The organism is Pseudomonas sp. Eth.TT006, assembly GCF_054456575.1.
Genome location: NZ_JBTJEN010000001.1, coordinates 344,454 through 364,878, shown reverse-complemented (window position 1 = coordinate 364,878; position 20,425 = coordinate 344,454). Strand labels below are relative to the sequence as shown.

The window sequence follows — 20,425 nt, the reverse complement described above, 5'->3', positions numbered from 1 at the left end:
GACGCTGATGCTCGAGATCAAAAACCTGCTGGTGCGCCGTGGCGAAGGCGCACTGGCGCATCATGTGCGTCTGCCGCACTTGCAGGTCGGTGCCGGGGAAATCCTCGCCATCACCGGCGAGAGCGGCAGCGGCAAAAGCACGCTGCTCGAAGCCATCGGCCTGTTGCTGGCACCGGTCGAGCTCGAACGCTTTCGCTTGGGCAAAGCATCGTCGGCTACCCAACCGGCACAGGACATTGCCCGATTGCTGTCCAGCGATGACCAGCCTGGACTGGCGGCCGTGCGTTCGCGGGATCTGGGCTTCATTTTGCAAAGTGGCGGCTTGTTGCCGTTTCTGAGTGTGCGCAACAACATCAGCCTGCCGCGTCGCTTGCTGGGGATGCCAGCGGCGAGCGCTCACGTCGATCACGCGGTCGAGGTGCTGCGCCTGCAAGGCTTGCTGGATAAAAAACCGCAGGCCTTGTCGATCGGCGAGCGCCAACGGGTTGCCTGCGTGCGGGCGATTGCCCATGAACCGCTGCTGCTGCTGGCCGACGAGCCGACGGCCGCCCTCGATCCGCACAGCGCGCGACGTTTGTTCGAGTTATTGCTGAGTCTGGTGTCGAGCATGAACCTGAGCGCCCTGGTGGTCTCCCATGACTGGACCTTGCTCAGGGATTTCGGCTTGCCACGGCTCGGCGCCATCAGCCGTCAGGGAGAGACACTGTTTGAACCGATGGACTGAGCGCGTGTGCCTGCTGACCACGCTGGCCCTGCAAGACCTCTGGCACGACCGCAAGGTGTCGCTGTGCATCGCCGCCTCGCTGGTGGCGGTGATCGCACCGTTGCTGCTGTTGTTCGGGCTCAAGCACGGCGTGGTCAGCCAGTTGCAGGATGAATTGCTGCGCGACCCGCGCAATCTTGAAGTGAAGATGCTCAGCAACGGCAACTACGACAGCGCCTGGATCGAACGCCTGCGCCAACGCCCGGAAACCGGGTTTGCCCTTGGCCAGACCCGCTCGCTCAACACCCAGGCCGACTTGCTGACGGGTATGCAGCGATTTGTCGAAGGTGCGGAAATCATCGCCACCGAACCTGGCGACCCGCAACTGAACCTGCCGCAGCTCAATCCGCTCGGCAATCAAGTGATCCTTAGCGCGCGCGCCGCACAACGCTTGCAGGCCCAGGCGGGCGACCGGGTGCAGCTGCGCGTGCTGCGCCGACTGGACGGCGTCAACGAGCGCGGTGAAATCACCCTGACCGTTCTCGCTGTGCTGGATGGCGCACGCTTCGGCCGCGCCGCCGGGTTTGTCGCACCGCCGCTGCTGCTGGATCTCGAACGCTTTCGCGATGGCTATCAGATTGCCGCGTTCGGTATCTCCACCGGCAAGCCACAGGGCCAGCTGCAACCGGTGTATGCCCGCGCTCGCGTATACGCGCGTGACATCGATCAGGTCGCGCCGCTTGAACGCTGGCTCAATGAACAGCACATCGAGACCTCAAGCCGCCTGGCCGACATCGACAATGTCAAAGCCATCAACCATGTACTCGGCTTGATCTTCGGCGTGATTGCTCTGGCAGCGCTGATCGGCTGCGTGGCATCGATGGTCGGGGCGTTTCTGGCCAACATCGATCGCAAGCGCAAAAGCCTGGCGGTTCTGCGTTTGCTGGGTTTCAACCGCGCGGCGGTCGGCGGCTTCGTGGTGACCCAGGCGCTGCTGCTGAGCCTGGCCGGCTATCTCGGTGGTCTGGGGTTTTACGCCGTTGGCAGCCATTTGTTCGACTACCTGCTCGGCAGCAGCCAGGCCACTGGCACCTTCGTCTGCCACATCACTTTCTGGCACGGCCTCGCCGCCCTGCTCCTGACCTTTCTGGTCGCTGCACTGGTCGCCATGATCGGCGCCGTGCGTGCCATCACCATCCAACCTGCGGAGAGTCTGCGTGAGCTATAAACGTTTTGGCTGGCTGTTGTCCCTGAGCCTGGGTTATCTGCTCGACGCCTCGGCGGCGGGCTGGGAAGAGAAGTATTACAACCCGATGCCCGAGGCCAGCGACGTGGTCCTGCCGATGCCATGCGAAGGCTCGATGGTGTTTCGCAAGGTGTTCATCCCGGTCGCCGGACCGCTGGATGACTACCCGATCAACATCGGCCAGGACGGCGCGGAATACGGTTATGTCGAGCAGACACGACCGACCTTCATCGCCGGCAGCTTTACCGGCGGCAAGAGCGATAAATCCCGTTATTACCTGATGGCCAAGTACGAAATGAGTCAGCTGCAATACGCCGCGCTGACCGAAGAAACCTGCCCCACCGCCGCGACCAAAATGCGCTTGCCGCAGGTCGCCGTGAGCTGGGTGCAAGCGATCGATGCCGCCGACAAATATAACCTGTGGCTGCGCAAGAACGCCGCCGACAAGCTGCCAAAAGAAGACGGCGCCCTGGGCTTCCTGCGCTTGCCGACAGAAGTCGAGTGGGAGTTCGCCGCACGGGGCGGGCTGGAAGTCAGCGCCGCGGAGTTTCGCGACACGCGCTATCCGATGCCGGATGGCATCAACGCTTACGAGTGGTTCGCCGGGGCGCAATCGTCCAACGGCAAACTGCAATTGACCGGCCTGCAGAAGCCCAACCCTTTGGGCCTGCACGACATGCTCGGCAACGTTGACGAAATGATGTTCGAACCGTTTCGCCTGAACAAACTCGACCGCCAGCACGGCCAGGCAGGCGGCTACGTGGTGCGCGGCGGCAACTATCTGACCGCTCAGGCCGACCTGCGCACCGCGCTGCGCAAGGAAGAGCCGTACTACAACGCCGACGGCCAGGTGAAAAACAAGACCACCGGCCTGCGCCTGGTCATGGTGTCGCCAACCCTGACCTCGCGTGAGCGCGTCGCCAGTATCGAAAGCAGCTGGAAAAAGCTCGGCACCGGTAGCAAGGAAACCGCATCGGCGGATAAAGGCACGGTGCAATCCCTGAGTACGCTGGCCTCGGGCGTCGAAGACAAGGCGCTGAAGGAACAACTCCAGGCCCTGGAAAACCAGTTGCGCGCGAGTAATCAGCAGCAGGAAGAAACCCGCGACCAGGCGATTCGCGCCAGCCTCAACCTCGGTGCGTTCCTCTGCACCAAGATGCTTGATGACGGCCAGTACGTGGATTTCCTGCAGAAGAACTACAAGCTCAACTGCGAGTCCGCCGACAAGGACGCCAGTTGCGACATGCGCAAAGGCAAGCTCGACGAGCAGAAGGACCGCCTGCACAAACTCAGCCGTTATTACGCCAGCAGCCTGGTTGAATCGGCGACGTTGTATGGCCAGCCGCTGCTTGAAGCACAGGTTCCGGTGATGGAAGAAATCATCACCCGCAACAAACAGCTGCAAGACCTCAAACCTTATTTGCGCACGCACTGGGCGAATCAGAAGGCCTTTCTGCAAAAGCAGAAGATCGACACCGATGCCTGGCTCGGCAGCTGCAAAACCGTCACCCCATAACAACGCACTACAACACTGTCATCAAGGAGCTTCACCATGTCGCGCAGCCTCTGGACTCGCTTCAAGCTACAAATCGCTTTCGTTGTCACCGGCAGCCTGCTGCTGACCGGTTGCGCCAACACCGGCAGCTCGATGCTCGGCGGCAGCGAGGGTGCTGACCCACGCCTGACCCAGGGCAATGACGCGCAGTTCTTCAGCAAATCCGGTTATCAGGCCTGTGCGGTCGGTGCCGGTGTCGGCATTCTCGGCTGCGCGCTGTCCAACAGCAGCAACAAGGCGGTCTGCGCCATCGCCGCCGGGATCACCGCGTGTGGCGTGGCCATGGGTGCCAACTACTATCTGGATCAGCGCCGCAGCGAATACGCTGACACCACGACCCGTCTGGCGAAGATGAACAGCGATGTCGAGCAAGACACGCAAAACGTGGTCGCCCGTACCGCGACGGCGCAACAAGTGATCAACGACGATCAGGCGCGCATCGCCCAGATCAAGAAAGACATCGCCAGCAAGAAAGTCGACAAGACCAAGGCCCAGGCGCAAATCGCCGAAATCGACCAGAACATCGCGCGCCTGCGCAAAGACCTCGGCAACATGCGCACCAAGGTCACCGAGTACACCAAAGTGGCCGACGCCGAACGTGCTCAGGGTTCCAGTGCCGAAATGAAGCAGGTCGACATGAACATCCTGAAAATGAACGAGAAAGTCGCGGCCCTGCAGAAGGAAGTGGACGGTCTCTACAGCCAGCGCTCCGCAATCACTCTGGGCTAAGCACATGACGCTAAAACAGCTGGCGGTGCTCACCGCCATCCTGGCGCTGAGCGGTTGCGCCACCCGACCGGGCGAATGCGATGCAACCAATCGCGACAGCAGCATGCTGACCAAGATGAACTGTGACTACTCCGGTGGCTACAGCGATCAGGTCAAGCAAAAGGAGCAGGCGCTGGAAGAGTCTCGCCAGCAAAACGCGATGTTCCGTCAGGTCTACGAGAACATTCAGGCCCAGCAACTGAGCACCCGGACCGATCTGGCCAGCCAGCAGAAATCCCAGGCTGAACTGAACCAGTCGCTGGGCAAGTTGCTGACCTCGCTCAAGGGCCGACGCGGCAATGAAGGCCAGGTGCAAAAGCAGATTGCCGATCTGGAGCAGCAGCTCAAGGCTTCGCAGGCTGCGCCGACCGCCAAAGCCTCACCGGCGACGCTGGCGGCCAAGCAGGAGCAGCTCAAAACGCTGCAGAAGAAGGTCAATCAGTTGCAGTTCAGTCTCGGTTACGAAGAGTAACTGTTCACCCCGCAGGCCTGCCGTCGCAGGCCTGCAGCTTTTTCAGGAATCGTCGTCATGCAGCGGGTCATCAGGGATGCGCACGCCACACCGGAGGGGATGAGTGCGCTGCAGGCCAAAGTCGCCCTCATTCAGAAACACTTTCCACCCACCACCGCGAGCCTGTTCGCCATCCCCCGGATGGGCAGCGGCGAGGTGCTGGAGTGGTGGACCGAACTGGGTGGCCAGCCCACACCTTATGCCGAGCTCAACGAGGACGCGCAGCGACGCCTGCTGCAAACCTACGAAGTGCGCCAGACCGCCCTTGAACAACTGGCGGACGAATTGCAAAAACGCGGGCAGTCCGGCCCGGCGGATGAGTTGCGCAGCCTGCTCGGCAGCCCGGAGCTGGACAAGCTCTACAGCCTCAACGGCGAGCCGCTGGTGGTGCGCTGGAACCAGCGACCACCGCGACCGATCGTGCCGCCAGTGATTCCACCCGCGCCATTGGCCCCGGTGGTACCGCCTTCGCGCCGTGGCTGGTGGATTGCCGCAGCTTTGCTGGCGCTGCTGTTACTGCTGCTGGCACTGTGGCTGTGGTGGTTTCTGCACCGTGAGCCTGCCGTCGTCCCGGTGGTGCCGGCCGCATCGGTCGTGGCGCCCGTGGAGCAACCGGTCGAGCCGTTGCCCGAACCGGTCGTGGAGCCGGAACCTGTTCCCGAACCAGAGCCTGTACCCGTTCCGGAACCCAAACCGGTGCCGCCGCCCAAACCGGTGGTCGTTGCCCCGCCACCGACACTGGACAACTTCGCCTGCCGTAAAAACGCACCGGATGTGAAGGTTCCGCAATTCGTCGTGGTACTCGATACCTCAGGGTCGATGGACCTCAACATCAAAGCGGTGAAAGCCGATGAAGACTGGTTTTTTGGCAACGATCTGAACAGGTACCTGGACCCCAGCCGCACCCTGAAAATCTTCGAGAAACCGAGCCGCATGAACGTTGCTCAGGATTCGCTGGCCGGGATGATCAACGCGCTGGACCCGAAAATCGATACGCGTCTGATTACCTTCGCCGGGTGCGAGAGCACGCCTGACCAAGGCGTGTTCAAGTTCGGTGACCGGCCACGCCTGATCAACGGAATCCGCGGCCTGGTGCCCAACGATGGCACGCCCTTGGCCGACAGCCTGGCCAAGGCGGCGAGCACTGTGGACGGGCGCAACAATGACGCGGTCATCGTGATGTTCATCGACGGCGAGGATGGTTGCCAGAAAGATGTCTGCGCGGTGTCCCGGCGCATTGCCCAGGAGCAACCGCGGTTGCGGGTCAACGTAGTGAGTATCGGCGCTGGCGGACCTTCGCAGTGCATTGCGAAAAACACCGGTGGTCGGGTTTACGCGAGCACCAATGCGGTCGAACTGGCCAGGCAGTTGAAACTGGCGAGCAAGGAAGTGTCCAGCAGTGCCAAATGTAACTGACACCCTTCGGTTATTCCCTACCGCGTAATACCTGTAGGAGCTGCGGCACGCTGCGATCTTTTGATCTTGCTTTCCAGAATCAAAGGATCGCAGCCTCGTTGCACTCGACAGCGCCTGCAAGGGGCTTCAACGGAAGCGGTCAACCTCGGAACGCAAATCCGCCGCCAGTTTCTCCAGCTCCTTGGCGGTAACCGCCAGGTTCGACACCACCTCCCGCTGCTCACTGTTGGCCAGGGCAATGCTCTGCAGGTTGCTGCTGAGCAACGTCGCAGTGCTGCTCTGCTCCTGAGTCGCGGTGGTGATCGCGGCAAACTGTTCGCCCGCCGACCGGCTCTGCTCGTCGATCCGCGCCAGCGCCGAAGCGACATTGGCGTTGCGCGACAGGCCTTCCTGCATCAGCACATTGCCCTGTTCCATGGTGCTGATGGCGTTCCCGGTTTCCTGCTGAATGCTGTGGATCATGCTGGAAATCTCGTCCGTCGCCTGACGGGTGCGCGACGCCAGGCTGCGCACTTCATCGGCCACTACGGCGAAGCCACGTCCCTGCTCACCGGCACGCGCCGCTTCGATGGCCGCGTTGAGCGCCAGCAGGTTGGTCTGTTCGGCAATCGAGGTGATCACGCTGACAATGCCGCCGATTTCCTGGGAGCGCTGGCCGAGGGTGTTGATCACGGTGGCGGTGGTGTTCAGCGCGCCGGCGATTTGCTCCAGCGAGGACGACGCTTCTTCCATCGAGCTACGCCCGATCTGGGTCTGCTGCGCGTTTTCCTGGGCCAGACGCTGGGTGTTGCCCATGTTGTCGGCGATGTTCAGCGAAGTGGCGCTGAACTCTTCCACGGCACCGGCCATGCTGGTGATTTCACCGGACTGCTGCTCCATGCCTTCGTACGCGCCACCGGACAGACCGGACAGCGCCTGAGCACGGCTGTTGACCTGTTCCGAGGCGCTACGGATGTGCTCAACCATGGTCGACAGCGCCTGGCTCATCTGGTTGAACGCGCGGGACAACTGGCCGATTTCGTCGTTGCTCGACACGTTCAGACGCACGCTCAGATCACCGGCGCCCAAGGCTTCGGCCTGGCGCACCAGGTCACTCAGCGGGGCGAGTTTGCTGCGCAGCAACCACACCACCGAACCGACAGCCAGCAGCATCGCCAGCAGACTGCCGATCGCCAGTTGCGTGCCGACGCTCCAGGTCACCGCGCGGATCTCGGCTTTCGGCATGCTCGCCACTACCGACCATGGCCCGCCATCAAACGGCACGGCGATGCTGTAGAAATCTTCGGAGGTGTCGCTCCAGAACTCACCCTTGCCGGGTTTCGCAGCGAGGCCTTTGATCACCGGAACAGCCTGATCCAGCGCCTGCACCCCAGCCGGCGCGACCAGCCATTTGTTTTGCTCATCCAGCAACGCCAGCGAGCCGCTCTGACCGATGCGGAAACGCTTGAGGTTGGCAAACTGGGCGTTCTGCGCATCGGTGTAGTCGAAGCCGACGAACAACACCGCAATCACCTTGCCGCTGCTGTCGCGCACCGGGGTGTATTGGGTCATGTAGGAACGGTCGAACAACAGCGCACGGCCCACGTAACCCTGCCCCGCCATCAACTTCGCGTAAGCCGGGTGTGCATGATCGAGCAAGGTGCCGATGGCGCGTGTACCGTCCTGTTTGGTCAGCGAGGTGCTGACACGCACGAAGTCTTCGCCGCTGCGCACGAACAGCGTGGCGACGCCGGCGGTCATCTGCTTGAACTCGTCGACTTCCTTGAAGTTGTTGTTCAACACTTCGCTACCCAGGTGCAGGCCTGGGGTCTGGGTGCCGGCGACGGTCACCGGCTGGTCCGGATGAATGCTCAGACCAGCGCTGAAGCGCTTCTCGAACAACCCGCTCAGGCGCTGGGTGCTTTCACGCAGCGTGCCGTGAAAGGTGCTCAGCTGGTCGGCCAGCAGCCGCGCCTCACTGGCCAGATGCTCTTCACGGGTGGCGAGGTTGGCGGTATCCAGCGAACGCAGGGCGAACACCGTACTGCCACTGATGACAATCGCCAGTATCACAGCGAGCGCGAGGCCCAGCTGTGAGGCGATCCGGGCGCGAGGTTGAGACATGGACAGCTCCTGGCCGAGCCACCGGATCCTCCTTGATCGCAGCACTTGCTCGGAAAATTCTAATAATGGGGGTGTAAGCATGGCGACCGGCACGACGGTCCCACTTGCTCATAGTCGGCGGTAAACGCGAATACTTGAGCAGGCAACAGGGGTATGGCGTGAGGCCGCCATTGTGGCGGCTCGAACGTTTCAGCTCAAGCGCGTAACCGCCGGCAGCGCCATGGCCCGCACCTCGCCCTGGAGGAAGTCGCTGAGACGGCGCAAACGTTCACCTCCCGGCCGGGTTTTCGGCCACACCAGGTAGTAATTCAACCCGCTGGCGACAGCCGTCGGCCACGGCAGACTCAAGCGCCCTTGCGCCACATCCTCGGCCACCATCAGCAGATCGCCCATGGACACACCGTAACCCCGCGCCGCGGCAATCATCCCCAGTTCCAGGGTACCGAATACCTGCCCACCCTTGAGCGACACCTGCTCGGAGAGGCCCATGTGCTCCAGCCAGCTGCGCCAGTCGCGGCGATCCGGGGTCGGGTGCAGCAACTCGGTGGACGCCAGCCGCGCCAGATCCCAGGGCTGATCGTTGAGCAGATTCGGCGCACCGACGGGAATCAGTTCTTCGGCAAACAGCAGGCTGGCCTCCCAGTCTGGCGGGAAGTGCCCGTCACTGAGCAACACCGCGCAGTCGAAGGGTTCGTTGTTGAAGTCCACCGAGTCGACATCCATCCACGCACTGGTCAGTTGCACCTCGTTGCCCGGCTGCAGATGCCGGAAGCGGCTGAGCCGCGCCAGCAACCAGCGCATGGTCAGGGTCGACGGGGCTTTCATGCGCAGAATGTCGTCCTCGGCGCGCAAGGTGTTGCAGGCGCGTTCCAGAGCGGCGAAGCCGTCCCGAATGCCCGGCAGCAGCATGCGCGCCGATTCGGTGAGTTGCAGATTGCGGCCGCTGCGGTGGAACAGCTTGCAGGCGAAATGCTCTTCAAGCGTACGGATGTGCCGGCTCACCGCACTCTGGGTGATCGACAACTCCTCGGCGGCGCGGGTGAACGAACTGTGCCGCGCCGCCGCTTCGAATGCGCGCAGGGCATACAAGGGAGGCAGACGACGAGACATTCGCAAAGCTCCTATAACGGGATGCAGCCAACTTAGCAGAATCTGCGCAGGATGAGTTTGACTCATGCCACTCATCCTTTTTATCCCTTTGTGCCGGATCGGCTAAGCGCCGAGAATCGTCGGCTCCCTGTTCCCTCTTTGAATGAGTGGTGATGACCATGCAGCAACCTGTGCGTACCGAACTCTGGGCCATCCTGCGGCTGGCCGGGCCGTTGATTGCCTCGCAGTTGGCGCACATGTTGATGGTGCTGACCGACACCTTGATGATGGCGCGCTTGAGCCCTGAAGCGCTGGCCGGCGGCGGATTGGGCGCAGCGAGTTATTCGTTCGTGTCGATCTTCTGCATCGGCGTGATCGCGGCGGTCGGCACGCTGGTGGCGATCCGCCAGGGCGCTGGAGACATCATCGGCGCGGCGCGCCTGACCCAGGCCGGGCTGTGGCTGGCGTGGCTGATGGCGCTGGGCGCCGGGCTGCTGTTGTGGAATCTGAAACCGGTGTTGCTGCTGTTCGGCCAGACCGCAACCAACGTCAACGCCGCCGGGCAATTTTTGATCGCCCTGCCCTTCGCCCTGCCCGGCTACCTGAGCTTCATGGCCCTGCGCGGCTTCACCAGTGCGATCGGCCGGGCAACCCCGGTGATGGTCATCAGCCTCGGCGGCACCGTGGCCAACTTCCTGCTCAACTACGCACTGATCACCGGCATGTTCGGCCTGCCGAAACTCGGGCTGACCGGCATTGGCCTGGTCACCGCGATTGTCGCCAACTGCATGGCGCTGGCCCTCGCCTGGCACATTCGTCGGCGTCCGGCCTACGACGCTTACCCGCTGCGTTCCGGCCTGTCGCGGCCGAATCGCCAATACCTCAAGGAGCTGTGGCGTCTCGGCCTGCCCATCGGCGGCACCTACGCCGTGGAAGTCGGGTTGTTCGCCTTCGCCGCGCTGTGCATGGGCACCATGGGCAGCACGCAACTGGGCGCCCACCAGATCGCCCTGCAGATCGTTTCGGTGGCGTTCATGGTGCCGGCGGGCATGTCCTATGCGATCACCATGCGCGTCGGCCAGCATTACGGCGCCGGGCAACTGAGCGATGCGCGGATGTCCGGGCGGGTCGGGATCGTCTTTGGCGCGGTGGTGATGCTCGGTTTCGCCATGGTGTTCTGGCTGTTGCCGAATCAGCTGGTCGGGTTGTTCCTCGATCAGCAGGATCCGGCGTTTGCCGAGGTGATTCGACTGGCCGTGAGTCTGCTGGCAGTGGCAGCGTGGTTCGAGCTGTTCGACGGTACCCAGACCATCGCCATGGGCTGCATTCGCGGACTCAAGGATGCGAAGACCACGTTCCTGGTCGGCCTCGGTTGCTATTGGCTGATCGGCGCCCCGGCGGCGTGGTGGATGGCGTTCCATCTCGATTGGGGCCCGACCGGCGTGTGGTGGGGGCTGGCGCTGGGCCTGGCGTGCGCGGCGGTGAGTCTGACGCTGGCGTTTGAGTGGAAGATGAAGCGGATGATTCGCCAGGAGCCGGTTTCGCAAGGGTTCGAGGCCGTACGCGCGGATTAAAAGCAAAAGATCGCAGCCTGCGGCAGCTCCTACAGGGGAACGCATTCCAATGTAGGAGCTGCCGCAGGCTGCGATCTTTTAAATGACCTCAAGCACAGTTTGCTGGCTGGCACCGAATGTCAGGTACTCCACCAACTCCGCCAACGGCAACGGTCGGCTGATCAGATAGCCCTGCACCTGATCGCAGCCAAACCCGCGCAACAACTCCAGTTGCTCCGGCGTCTCGACCCCTTCCGCCACCACTTCCAGATGCAAGTTGTGCGCGAGGTTGATCATCGCGTGCACCAGTTTGCGGTTTTCCTCGCGCTGTTCCATGCCACCCACGAAGCTCTTGTCGATCTTCAACAAAGTGATCGGCAGGCTGTTGAGGTGCACGAACGACGAGAAGCCAGTACCGAAGTCGTCCAAGGAGAAGCGCACCCCGAGGCGGCCGAGGGCGTCCATGGTCTGTTTGACCAGATCGCTGCGGCGCATCACTGCGGTTTCAGTCAGTTCGAATTCCAGCCATTGCGCTTCAACGCCACGCTCGGCGATCAAGCGGCTCAGGGTCGGCAACAACTGACTGTCCTGAAACTGACGGAACGACAGGTTGATCGCCATGTGCAGCGCCGGCAGCCCACGTTCGCGCAAGGCCTGCATGTCACGCAGGGCCCGGGAAATCACCCAGTAACCCAGCGGCACGATCAAACCACTCTGCTCGGCCAGCGGTACAAACTCGCTCGGTGGCAGCAAACCACGTTCACCATGACGCCAGCGCACCAGGGCTTCGAGGCCGACGATCTGGCCGTCCTCAAGATTCAGCCGTGGCTGGTAATGCAGTTCCAGCTCATCGCGGCGCAAGGCCCGGCGCAGCTCGCTTTCGAGATCAGCCATGCTCCGCGCGTTGCGGTTGATGCGTTCATTGAAGATATGAAAGGTGCAGCCCTGGGTGCTCTTGGCCTGCTGCATGGCGATGTGCGCGTGCCACATCAGCGGGTCGGCGCCACCCTGGGCGCGGGCATGGGCGATGCCGAGGCTGGAGCCGATCAACAGGCTTTCGCCATCGACCCAGTACGGTTCGGACAGCGCCTCGGTAATGCGTTCAGCCATCCACTCGGCGCGTTGCGGCGCACGGCGGGTGTCAATCAGCAGGGCAAATTCATCGCTGCCCAGGCGGGCCAGTTGATCACCGGCCTCCAGTTGGCTTTTCAGTCGGGCGACGACTTGCAGGATCAGCCGGTCGCCCGCCTGATGCCCCAGGGCATCATTGGCGTGGCGGAAATTGTCGAGATCAAGATGGCCGAGCGCCAGGCCGCGGCCGTCGCCTTCCGCCAGGCGCGCCGCGAGCAAAGTCTGGAACCCCTGGCGATTGGCGATACCGGTCAGCGGATCCTGTTCGGCGAGGCGTTGCAGGGTGTTTTCCAGCACGCCGCGCTCACGCACATGGCGCAGGCAACGGCGCAGCATGCCGGCGTCGAGAGCGTCGAACGCCAGCCAGTCGCTGACGCCAACCGGTGCAGTGATCGGTTCGTGCTCCAGCAACAGCACTGTCGGCAAGCTGCAACGGCCCGGGGCCGGCTGCAACGCGGGGACGGTCAACAACACCGCATGGCGATTGTCTTCGAACAGACTGCTGACCGACTCCCAGCTCGGTGCGCTGATCAGCACCACCGTGCTCCCCAGCGGAGCCAGACACTCGCGCAATAACGCTGTCCACGCTGGCGCTTCGGCCAGTAGCAGCAAACGCAAGGGTTCGACAGGCGTAGACAAGCTAGCTCCCTAGACTCTGCAAAGATGTGGGCGGGGCATTATGCCGTCGCGATGTTCAATGACAACGGTTATCAGAACGTTATTTTGTGTCGCGAATGAGAACATTAGCCGCAAAATCACCGTACATCCTCCGCGAAAGTAACAAAACCGGCAAATTTGAATCGCGTGGTGCGTCACAAGTCGGACAGAGCAGCACAATTCGCTGAGCCTGTTAAAATGCCGGCCCATTTCGTCAACGACTCCCGAATTTTCGTATGTCCCGACTCAATCCCCGGCAGCAAGAAGCCGTGAACTACGTCGGCGGCCCTCTATTGGTGCTCGCCGGCGCTGGCTCCGGCAAGACCAGCGTGATCACCCGCAAGATCGCGCACCTGATCCAGAACTGCGGCATCCGCGCCCAGTACATCGTCGCCATGACCTTTACCAACAAGGCCGCGCGCGAGATGAAGGAGCGGGTCGGCACCCTGCTGCGCGCCGGCGAAGGGCGCGGCCTGACGGTCTGCACCTTCCACAACCTCGGTCTGAACATCATCCGCAAGGAGCACGTGCGGCTGGGCTACAAGCCCGGTTTCTCGATCTTTGACGAGACCGACGTCAAGGCGCTGATGACCGACATCATGCAGAAGGAATACGCGGGCGACGACGGTGTCGACGAGATCAAGAACATGATCGGCGCCTGGAAAAACGACCTGATCCTGCCGCCGCAGGCACTGGAGAACGCGCGCAATCCCAAGGAACAGACCGCCGCCATCGTCTACACCCACTACCAGCGCACGCTCAAGGCGTTCAACGCGGTGGACTTCGACGACCTGATCCTGCTGCCGGTCAAGCTCTTCGAAGAGCACGCCGACATTCTCGAAAAGTGGCAGAACAAGGTGCGTTACCTGCTGGTCGACGAATACCAGGACACCAACGCCAGCCAGTACCTGCTGGTGAAAATGCTGATCGGCAAGCGCAACCAGTTCACTGTGGTCGGCGATGACGACCAGTCGATCTACGCCTGGCGCGGCGCGCGCCCGGAAAACCTGATGCTGCTCAAGGACGACTATCCGTCGTTGAAAGTGGTGATGCTGGAGCAGAACTACCGCTCTACCAGCCGCATCCTGCGCTGCGCCAACGTGCTGATTTCGAACAACCCGCACGAATTCGAAAAGCAGCTGTGGAGTGAGATGGGCCACGGGGACGAGATCCGCGTGATCCGCTGCCGCAACGAGGACGCCGAAGCCGAGCGCGTGGCCATGGAAATCCTCAGTCTGCACTTGCGCACCGACCGCCCCTACAGCGATTTCGCGATTCTCTATCGCGGTAACTATCAGGCCAAGTTGATCGAACTGAAGCTGCAGCACCACCAGGTGCCGTACCGCCTGAGCGGCGGCAACAGCTTCTTCGGCCGCCAGGAAGTGAAGGACCTGATGGCCTACTTCCGCCTGATCGTAAACCCGGACGACGACAACGCCTTCCTGCGGGTGATCAACGTGCCGCGCCGGGAAATCGGCTCGACGACTCTGGAAAAACTCGGCAACTACGCCACCGAGCGCAAAATCTCGATGTACGCCGCCACCGACGAAATCGGCCTCGGCGAACATCTGGACAGCCGCTTCACCGACCGTCTGGCGCGCTTCAAGCGTTTCATGGACAAGGTCCGCGAGCAGTGCGCCGGCGAAGACCCGATCTCGGCACTGCGCAGCATGGTCATGGACATCGACTACGAGAACTGGCTACGCACCAACAGCTCCAGCGACAAGGCCGCGGACTACCGGATGAGCAACGTCTGGTTCCTCATCGAAGCCTTGAAGAACACCCTGGAAAAAGACGAAGACGGCGAGATGACCGTCGAAGACGCCATCGGCAAACTGGTGCTGCGCGACATGCTCGAGCGTCAGCAGGAAGAAGAGGACGGCGCCGAAGGCGTGCAGATGATGACCCTGCATGCGTCCAAGGGTTTGGAATTCCCTTACGTGTTCATCATGGGCATGGAAGAGGAAATTCTCCCGCACCGCTCAAGTATCGAAGCCGACACCATCGAAGAGGAACGCCGCCTGGCCTACGTGGGCATCACCCGCGCGCGGCAGACCCTGGCCTTCACCTTCGCTGCAAAACGCAAACAGTACGGCGAGATCATCGATTGCGCGCCCAGCCGCTTCCTTGATGAGCTGCCGCCGGACGATTTGGCGTGGGAAGGCAACGACGACACACCGATCGAAGTCAAAGCCGTGCGCGGCAACAGCGCATTGGCTGATATACGCGCGATGTTAAAGCGCTAGAATTGACCACTTTTTAAAGCTTAGGGCGCACAAGCGCTGAACGAGGACAGCTTCATGGAAGCATTGCAGCAGAAAATCCGCGAACAAGGCATCGTGCTTTCCGACCAGGTCCTGAAGGTCGACGCCTTCCTGAACCACCAGATCGACCCGGCCCTGATGAAGCTGATCGGCGACGAATTCGCCACGCTGTTCAAGGATTCGGGGATCACCAAGATCGTCACCATCGAAGCCTCGGGCATCGCCCCGGCAATCATGACCGGGCTGAACCTCGGCGTGCCAGTGATCTTCGCCCGTAAGCAACAGTCGCTGACCCTGACCGAAAACCTGCTGTCGGCGACCGTTTACTCGTTCACCAAGAAGACCGAAAGCACCGTGGCCATCTCCCCGCGCCACCTGACCAGCAGCGACCGCGTGCTGATCATCGACGACTTCCTGGCCAACGGTAAGGCCTCGCAGGCGCTGATCTCGATCATCAAACAGGCCGGCGCCACCGTGGCCGGTCTGGGCATCGTGATCGAGAAATCGTTCCAGGGCGGCCGCGCCGAACTGGATTCGCAGGGTTATCGCGTGGAATCGCTGGCTCGCGTGAAATCGCTGAAGGATGGCGTCGTCACCTTCATCGAGTAACGGCTGAAGCCGCAAGCACACCGCAATACCTGTGGGAGCTGGCTTGCCAGCGATGGCGGTGTATCTACCAACATCAATGTTGGCTGAAAGGACCTCATCGCTGGCAAGCCAGCTCCCACAGGTTATGTGTCGGTCGTTATGGCTGAGTAGCCTTTAAGCCTGTCAGCAACAGCCGCTGGAACAGGTCTTCCTTCAAACCCTCCGGGTTCGTGAGCTGCATTCGCTGCAAATGCTCGGGATACAACGCAGCCTCCGGTGCATCCAGCGCCGCCTTGCCCAACTCAAGAATCTCGGTCAGCTTGAACTTGCTCTTCAGCCAGTTCAGCGCGCGCAACAAATCGCGTTCGATCACGGTGAAATCACAGCCCAGCGGATACTCCGGAAACAGGTTCGGATGGCGGGCGGCAATCGCCTGCAAGCGTTGTGGCGTGTTCTCGGCAAAACGTGGGTCGAGGCGGAAATCCTTCGGCAGTTTGCCGACCTTTTGCGCCTGCTCGATCAGCCCCGGCTGGAAGCGTGAATCGCTGATGTTCAGCAGCGCCTCAATCACCACCGCATCGGACTTTCCGCGCAGATCGGCGATGCCGTATTCGGTGACCACGATGTCCCGCAGGTGCCGTGGAATCGTGCAGTGGCCGTATTCCCAGACGATATTCGAACTGACCTCGCCGCCGGATTCGCGCCAGCTGCGCAGAATCAGAATCGAGCGTGCATCGTGCAGCGCATGGCCCTGAGCAACGAAGTTGTACTGCCCGCCGACGCCACTGAGCACCCGCCCGTCTTGCAGTTGATCGGCCACCCCCGCGCCCATCAGCGTCATGTTGAACACGGTGTTGATGAACCGCGCATCGGTTCGCTGCAAACGCTTCAACTCCTCCTGCCCGTACAACTCGTTGATGTAGCTGATGCGGGTCATGTTGAATTCGAGGCGTTTGCTCAGCGGTAACTCACGCAGGCGCTCGTAGAAACTGCGCGGGCCGAGGAAGAAGCCGCCGTGCACCGAGATGCCATCGGGTTGCGCCGCTTCATCGAGGGTGCCGGCGTTGGCCTGCTCCTGCGTCTGCACGTCGGGGTAAACCTTGCGCCGAATGATCCCGGCGTCGGCCAGCACCAACAGACCATTGACGAACATTTCACTGCAGCCATACAGACCTTTGGCGAACGGCGCGGTCCCGCCCTCGCGTTCGATCAACTGCGCCCACTGGCTGAGGTTGAGATCGTTGAGCACGGCCTGATAACCGGCGTTGTCCGCTTGCCGCGCCAGCAGTGCGGCGGTCAGCGCATCGCCCATCGAGCCGATACCGATCTGCAAGGTGCCGCCGTCACGCACCAGGGTGCTGGCGTGCAGACCGATGAAGTGATCCTGAAAGCCCACCGGCATGTTCGGCGTGGAAAACAGCGTGCTGCTGTCTTTCGCGTCGATCAGCAGGTCGAACGTGTCGATATCGACTTCGGCATCGCCGGGCATGTACGGCAGATCGGTGTGCACCTGGCCGAGCAGCAGAATGGTCTCCCCCGCCTCGCGGCGCTTGGCGATCATCGGCAGCAGGTCGAGGGTGATGTCCGGGTTGCAGCTCAGGCTCAGGCGGTCAGGATGTTCGCTGCTGCTGGCGAGCAACTGCGCCACCAGATTGAGACCGGCGGCGTTGATATCGCGGGCGGCGTGGCTGTAGTTGCTGCTGACGTAATCCTGCTGGGCCGGCGCGCTGTTGAGCAGGCTGCCGGGCTGCATGAAAAACTGTTCGATACGGATGTTGGCGGGCAGGCTGTCACGCTGCAGGTCGGCGAGGAATTCGAATTCCGGATAGTCACCGAATACGCGTTCGACGAAGGGTTCGATGAAGCGCTTCTGCAAACCATCGCCCAGGTTCGGACGGCCAAGGCACAGCGCGGTGTAGATCGTCAGGTTTCGCTCGGGCAGGTCTTTGATACGCCGGTACAGCGCGTTGACGAAGTGATTGGGCTTGCCCAGCCCCAGCGGCAAGCCCATGTGGATATGCGCCGGCAGGCGTGCAAGCACCTCGTCCACTGCCTGTTCGATCGAACACAACTGCACCATCTGAAGCCTCCTGCCCGTCCCGTGAATAGAGGTAGACCGAGATTGCCTTGAGTTTGCTGCAATGAACAGCTTGGGGGTTGGATTGGCGTTTGATTCCGGATTTGTTTACGGCTTGGAATTGCTGCCCTCACCCTAGCCCTCTCCCGAAGGGAGAGGGGACTGAATGGGGGATATTCGAGAGGTACGCCGACGTGAATGAACGGTGCTGAATCCATAATCGCCCCGATCTTTCAGGTCGATGTATAACGCCAGATACCTCGGTCGGCCCCCTCTCCCTCCGGGAGAGGGCTGGGGTGAGGGCTCTTGAATTGCAGGCACAAAAAAACCGTCCGAAGACGGTTTTTTTCGTCGCAAGCGCAGCTTATTTCAGGCCGGACATCTTCTGGATCGCGCCCTTCAACTCGTCATCCGAGCAATCGGCGCAGGTGCCTTTTGGCGGCATCGAGTTGATGCCGGTGATGGCTTTGGCCAGGATGCCATCGAGGCCGCCCTGATGATCGGCGCGCTCTTTCCACGCTGCGGTGTCACCAATTTTCGGTGCGCCCAACAAACCCGTGGTGTGGCAAGCGCCGCAATGTTTTGCAATCACTTCATCAGGCGTTTTCGCCCCACCACCGCCGCCAGCGGAGGCCGCGACCTCCATGCCTTTGCATTCCTGCCCCTGTACACACACCTGGCCGACCGGCTCGAGGCGCTTGGCAATGTCGTCATTCGTCGCAGCTTGAGCGCTGACAGCCCAGAGGGCCAGTACGGTTGCTGGTGCAGCCAGCATTTTCATAATTAGGTTCACGCGTTCACCCTCAATGGTGGCTATTCACGCCTGCGGCCACGGTTCGCAGGCGGGCGCAAGTATAGCGGGTAGCCCGCCACACTGAAACAACCCCATAGTCGAAGGGGTTATACCGCTCGCTGGAAAAACTTTGCGGACGCCTTCGCCGTCATGGCCTGGCGCCTCTGTGTTTAAAAATTCGCCGGCGTGGCTGCGCTGATTAGTCGCGCAGGCGCGTCGAACGGATTACGGAAACGGTGCGGCTTGGTACTTTCAAAATAGTAGCTGTCGCCGGCTTCGAGGATAAAAGTTTCCAGACCCACCACCAGTTCCAGACGACCTTCCACCAGAATCCCGGTTTCCTCGCCTTCATGGGTGAGCATTTCTTCGCCGGTATCGGCGCCCGGCGGGTAGATTTCATTGAGGAAGGCGATGGCCCGGCTCGGGTGCGCGCGGCCGACCAGTTTCATGGTCACGGCGCCGTCGGAAATGTCGATCAGCTCGTTGGCCTTGTAGACGATCTGGGTCGGGACTTCCTGCAGGATTTCTTCGGAAAAGAACTCGACCATCGACATGGGAATCCCGCCCAGCACCTTCCTCAGCGAGCTGATCGAAGGACTGACGCTGTTCTTTTCGATCATCGAAATGGTGCTGTTGGTGACGCCCGCGCGTTTGGCGAGTTCACGCTGGGAAAGCCCTTTGAGCTTGCGGATCGATTGCAGTCGTTCACCGACGTCCAAGGCGGGAGCCTCCTGATGTTGTAAGAATATTGAGCGTTATCATGGCGACAGCGTTCAGTATTTACAACACTTGGCCCCCGCCGTGGCATCAAGCCTCGGAATAGAGCCTTGGCACCCGGCGCAGGTTGCAGAAGATCTGGTACGGAATGGTATCCGCCCACTGCGCCACTTCGCTGGCGAGGACGTTTTTACCCCACAGCTCGACGGTCGAACCGAGGTCCGCTTGCGGTACATCGGTGAGATCGATGCAGAGCATGTCCATCGACACGCGACCGAGAATCCGGCTGCGCTTGCCAGCCACCAGCACCGGCGTGCCGGTCGGGGCCTGACGCGGGTAGCCATCGGCATACCCCATGGCGACTACGCCGATGCGCATCGGCTTGTCGGTAATGAATTTGGCGCCGTAGCCGATCGGCTCACCGGCGGGCAGCTCGCGCACGCAGATGACTTTCGATTCGAGGGTCATCACCGGTTGCAAGCGCTCGGCCACGGCGTTGGCTTCTTCGAACGGGGTCGCGCCATACAGCATGATGCCCGGGCGCACCCAGTCGCTGGGAATCTGCGGCCAACCGAGCACGGCCGGCGAGTTGCGCAGACTGACTTCGGCAGCCAGGCCCTGACGTGCCGCTTCGAACACCGCAACCTGATCGGCGCTGCTTTGCTCGTGCAGTTCATCGGCGCGGGCGAAGTGGCTCATCAGCACGATCTTCGCCACTTTGCCGCTGGCCAGCAGGCGTTGATAGGCCGCGGCGTAATCCTTCGGATGCAGACCGACCCGGTGCATGCCCGAATCAAGCTTCAGCCACACGGTGATCGGTTTGCTCAGGGCGGTCTGCTCGATCGCTTCGAGCTGCCACAGCGAATGCACCACGGTCCAGAAATCATGCTCGACAATCAGCGCCAGCTCATCGGCTTCGAAGATGCCTTCGAGCAACAACACCGGAGCCTTGATCCCGGCTGCGCGCAGCTCCAGCGCTTCTTCGATGCAGGCGACAGCAAAGCCATCGGCCTCAGCTTCCAGCGCCTGCGCGCAACGCACCGCGCCATGCCCGTAGGCATCCGCCTTGATCACCGCCAGCGCCTTGGCGCCGGTGACTTCGCGGGCGATTCGATAGTTGTGGCGCAGGGCTTCCAGGTCGATCAGGGCACGGGCAGGACGCATGGCGGCAGACTTCTAGGCGGTCATGGGAAGAAAAACCGGCGCCGACTGACGACGTGAATCGCCAACAGCGCCGGGAGAGGGATCTTTACA

The 20,425-nt window shown here is 61.7% G+C and carries 15 protein-coding genes and 1 pseudogene; 9 read left to right on the top strand and 7 right to left on the bottom strand.

The window, feature by feature from the left end; genetic code table 11:
* Positions 1-82 precede the first annotated feature (82 nt).
* The 6 genes and pseudogenes from ACXR0M_RS01685 to ACXR0M_RS01660 form a co-directional block, all read left to right on the top strand.
* Positions 83-724, top strand: a pseudogene (locus ACXR0M_RS01685) (ABC transporter ATP-binding protein); the annotation flags it as partial.
* Positions 708-1,931, top strand: a complete 1,224-nt coding sequence (locus ACXR0M_RS01680; protein WP_458829323.1) for an ABC transporter permease — start codon at positions 708-710, stop codon at positions 1,929-1,931. The pseudogene ACXR0M_RS01685 and the gene ACXR0M_RS01680, both read left to right, overlap by 17 nt.
* Positions 1,921-3,465 carry a formylglycine-generating enzyme family protein gene (locus ACXR0M_RS01675; protein ID WP_458829321.1) on the top strand — a complete coding sequence of 515 codons (1,545 nt, stop codon included), beginning with the start codon at positions 1,921-1,923 and terminating at the stop codon, positions 3,463-3,465. The genes ACXR0M_RS01680 and ACXR0M_RS01675 overlap by 11 nt, the downstream gene beginning before the upstream one ends.
* Before the next feature lie 36 nt (positions 3,466-3,501).
* Positions 3,502-4,233, top strand: coding sequence for a hypothetical protein (locus ACXR0M_RS01670; RefSeq protein ID WP_458829319.1), 732 nt, complete (start codon positions 3,502-3,504; stop codon positions 4,231-4,233).
* A 4-nt stretch (positions 4,234-4,237) separates the two neighbouring features.
* On the top strand, positions 4,238-4,744 hold the full coding sequence (locus ACXR0M_RS01665) for a hypothetical protein (RefSeq protein WP_458829317.1): 507 nt from the start codon (positions 4,238-4,240) through the stop codon (positions 4,742-4,744).
* Between the two features lie 57 nt (positions 4,745-4,801).
* Positions 4,802-6,199 carry a VWA domain-containing protein gene (locus tag ACXR0M_RS01660; RefSeq protein ID WP_458829315.1) on the top strand — a complete coding sequence of 466 codons (1,398 nt, stop codon included), beginning with the start codon at positions 4,802-4,804 and terminating at the stop codon, positions 6,197-6,199.
* Between the two features lie 126 nt (positions 6,200-6,325).
* On the opposite strand, the gene ACXR0M_RS01655 is transcribed toward ACXR0M_RS01660, so the two are convergent.
* Both ACXR0M_RS01655 and ACXR0M_RS01650 read right to left on the bottom strand, forming a co-directional pair.
* Entirely contained in the window at positions 6,326-8,302 is a 1,977-nt protein-coding gene (locus ACXR0M_RS01655) for a methyl-accepting chemotaxis protein (protein WP_458829313.1), read from the bottom strand.
* A 189-nt stretch (positions 8,303-8,491) separates the two neighbouring features.
* Complete coding sequence (locus tag ACXR0M_RS01650) at positions 8,492-9,412, bottom strand: LysR substrate-binding domain-containing protein (protein WP_458829311.1); 921 nt, start codon at positions 9,410-9,412, stop codon at positions 8,492-8,494.
* A gap of 152 nt (positions 9,413-9,564) precedes the next feature.
* On the opposite strand from ACXR0M_RS01650, the gene ACXR0M_RS01645 reads away from it, so the two are divergent.
* Positions 9,565-10,965, top strand: coding sequence for a NorM family multidrug efflux MATE transporter (locus ACXR0M_RS01645; RefSeq protein ID WP_458829309.1), 1,401 nt, complete (start codon positions 9,565-9,567; stop codon positions 10,963-10,965).
* A 78-nt stretch (positions 10,966-11,043) separates the two neighbouring features.
* Here the strand turns inward: ACXR0M_RS01645 and ACXR0M_RS01640 are convergent, their stop codons facing one another.
* Positions 11,044-12,714 carry a putative bifunctional diguanylate cyclase/phosphodiesterase gene (locus ACXR0M_RS01640; protein ID WP_458829307.1) on the bottom strand — a complete coding sequence of 557 codons (1,671 nt, stop codon included), beginning with the start codon at positions 12,712-12,714 and terminating at the stop codon, positions 11,044-11,046.
* Between the two features lie 254 nt (positions 12,715-12,968).
* Here ACXR0M_RS01640 and rep point away from each other — a divergent pair, with 254 nt between their 5' ends.
* The gene (rep, locus tag ACXR0M_RS01635) at positions 12,969-14,978 is read left to right on the top strand and encodes a DNA helicase Rep (RefSeq protein WP_458829305.1); all 2,010 of its coding nucleotides are present in this window, start codon (positions 12,969-12,971) and stop codon (positions 14,976-14,978) included.
* Between the two features lie 54 nt (positions 14,979-15,032).
* Entirely contained in the window at positions 15,033-15,605 is a 573-nt protein-coding gene (locus tag ACXR0M_RS01630) for a xanthine phosphoribosyltransferase (RefSeq protein ID WP_007962388.1), read from the top strand.
* A gap of 136 nt (positions 15,606-15,741) precedes the next feature.
* Here the strand turns inward: ACXR0M_RS01630 and ACXR0M_RS01625 are convergent, their stop codons facing one another.
* The 4 genes from ACXR0M_RS01625 to alr form a co-directional block, all read right to left on the bottom strand.
* Positions 15,742-17,664 (bottom strand): acetyl-CoA hydrolase/transferase C-terminal domain-containing protein, encoded by a 1,923-nt coding sequence (locus tag ACXR0M_RS01625; protein ID WP_458829302.1) that lies wholly within the window; start codon positions 17,662-17,664, stop codon positions 15,742-15,744.
* 361 nt (positions 17,665-18,025) lie between these two features.
* Positions 18,026-18,442: a c-type cytochrome gene (locus ACXR0M_RS01620; protein WP_458829842.1), complete on the bottom strand. Its 417-nt coding sequence runs from the start codon at positions 18,440-18,442 to the stop codon at positions 18,026-18,028.
* A gap of 182 nt (positions 18,443-18,624) precedes the next feature.
* A complete protein-coding gene (locus tag ACXR0M_RS01615) occupies positions 18,625-19,173 on the bottom strand; it encodes a cupin domain-containing protein (RefSeq protein ID WP_007920393.1) in 549 nt (182 codons plus the stop codon).
* 88 nt (positions 19,174-19,261) lie between these two features.
* Positions 19,262-20,335, bottom strand: coding sequence for an alanine racemase (gene alr, locus ACXR0M_RS01610; protein ID WP_458829300.1), 1,074 nt, complete (start codon positions 20,333-20,335; stop codon positions 19,262-19,264).
* Positions 20,336-20,425 lie beyond the last annotated feature (90 nt).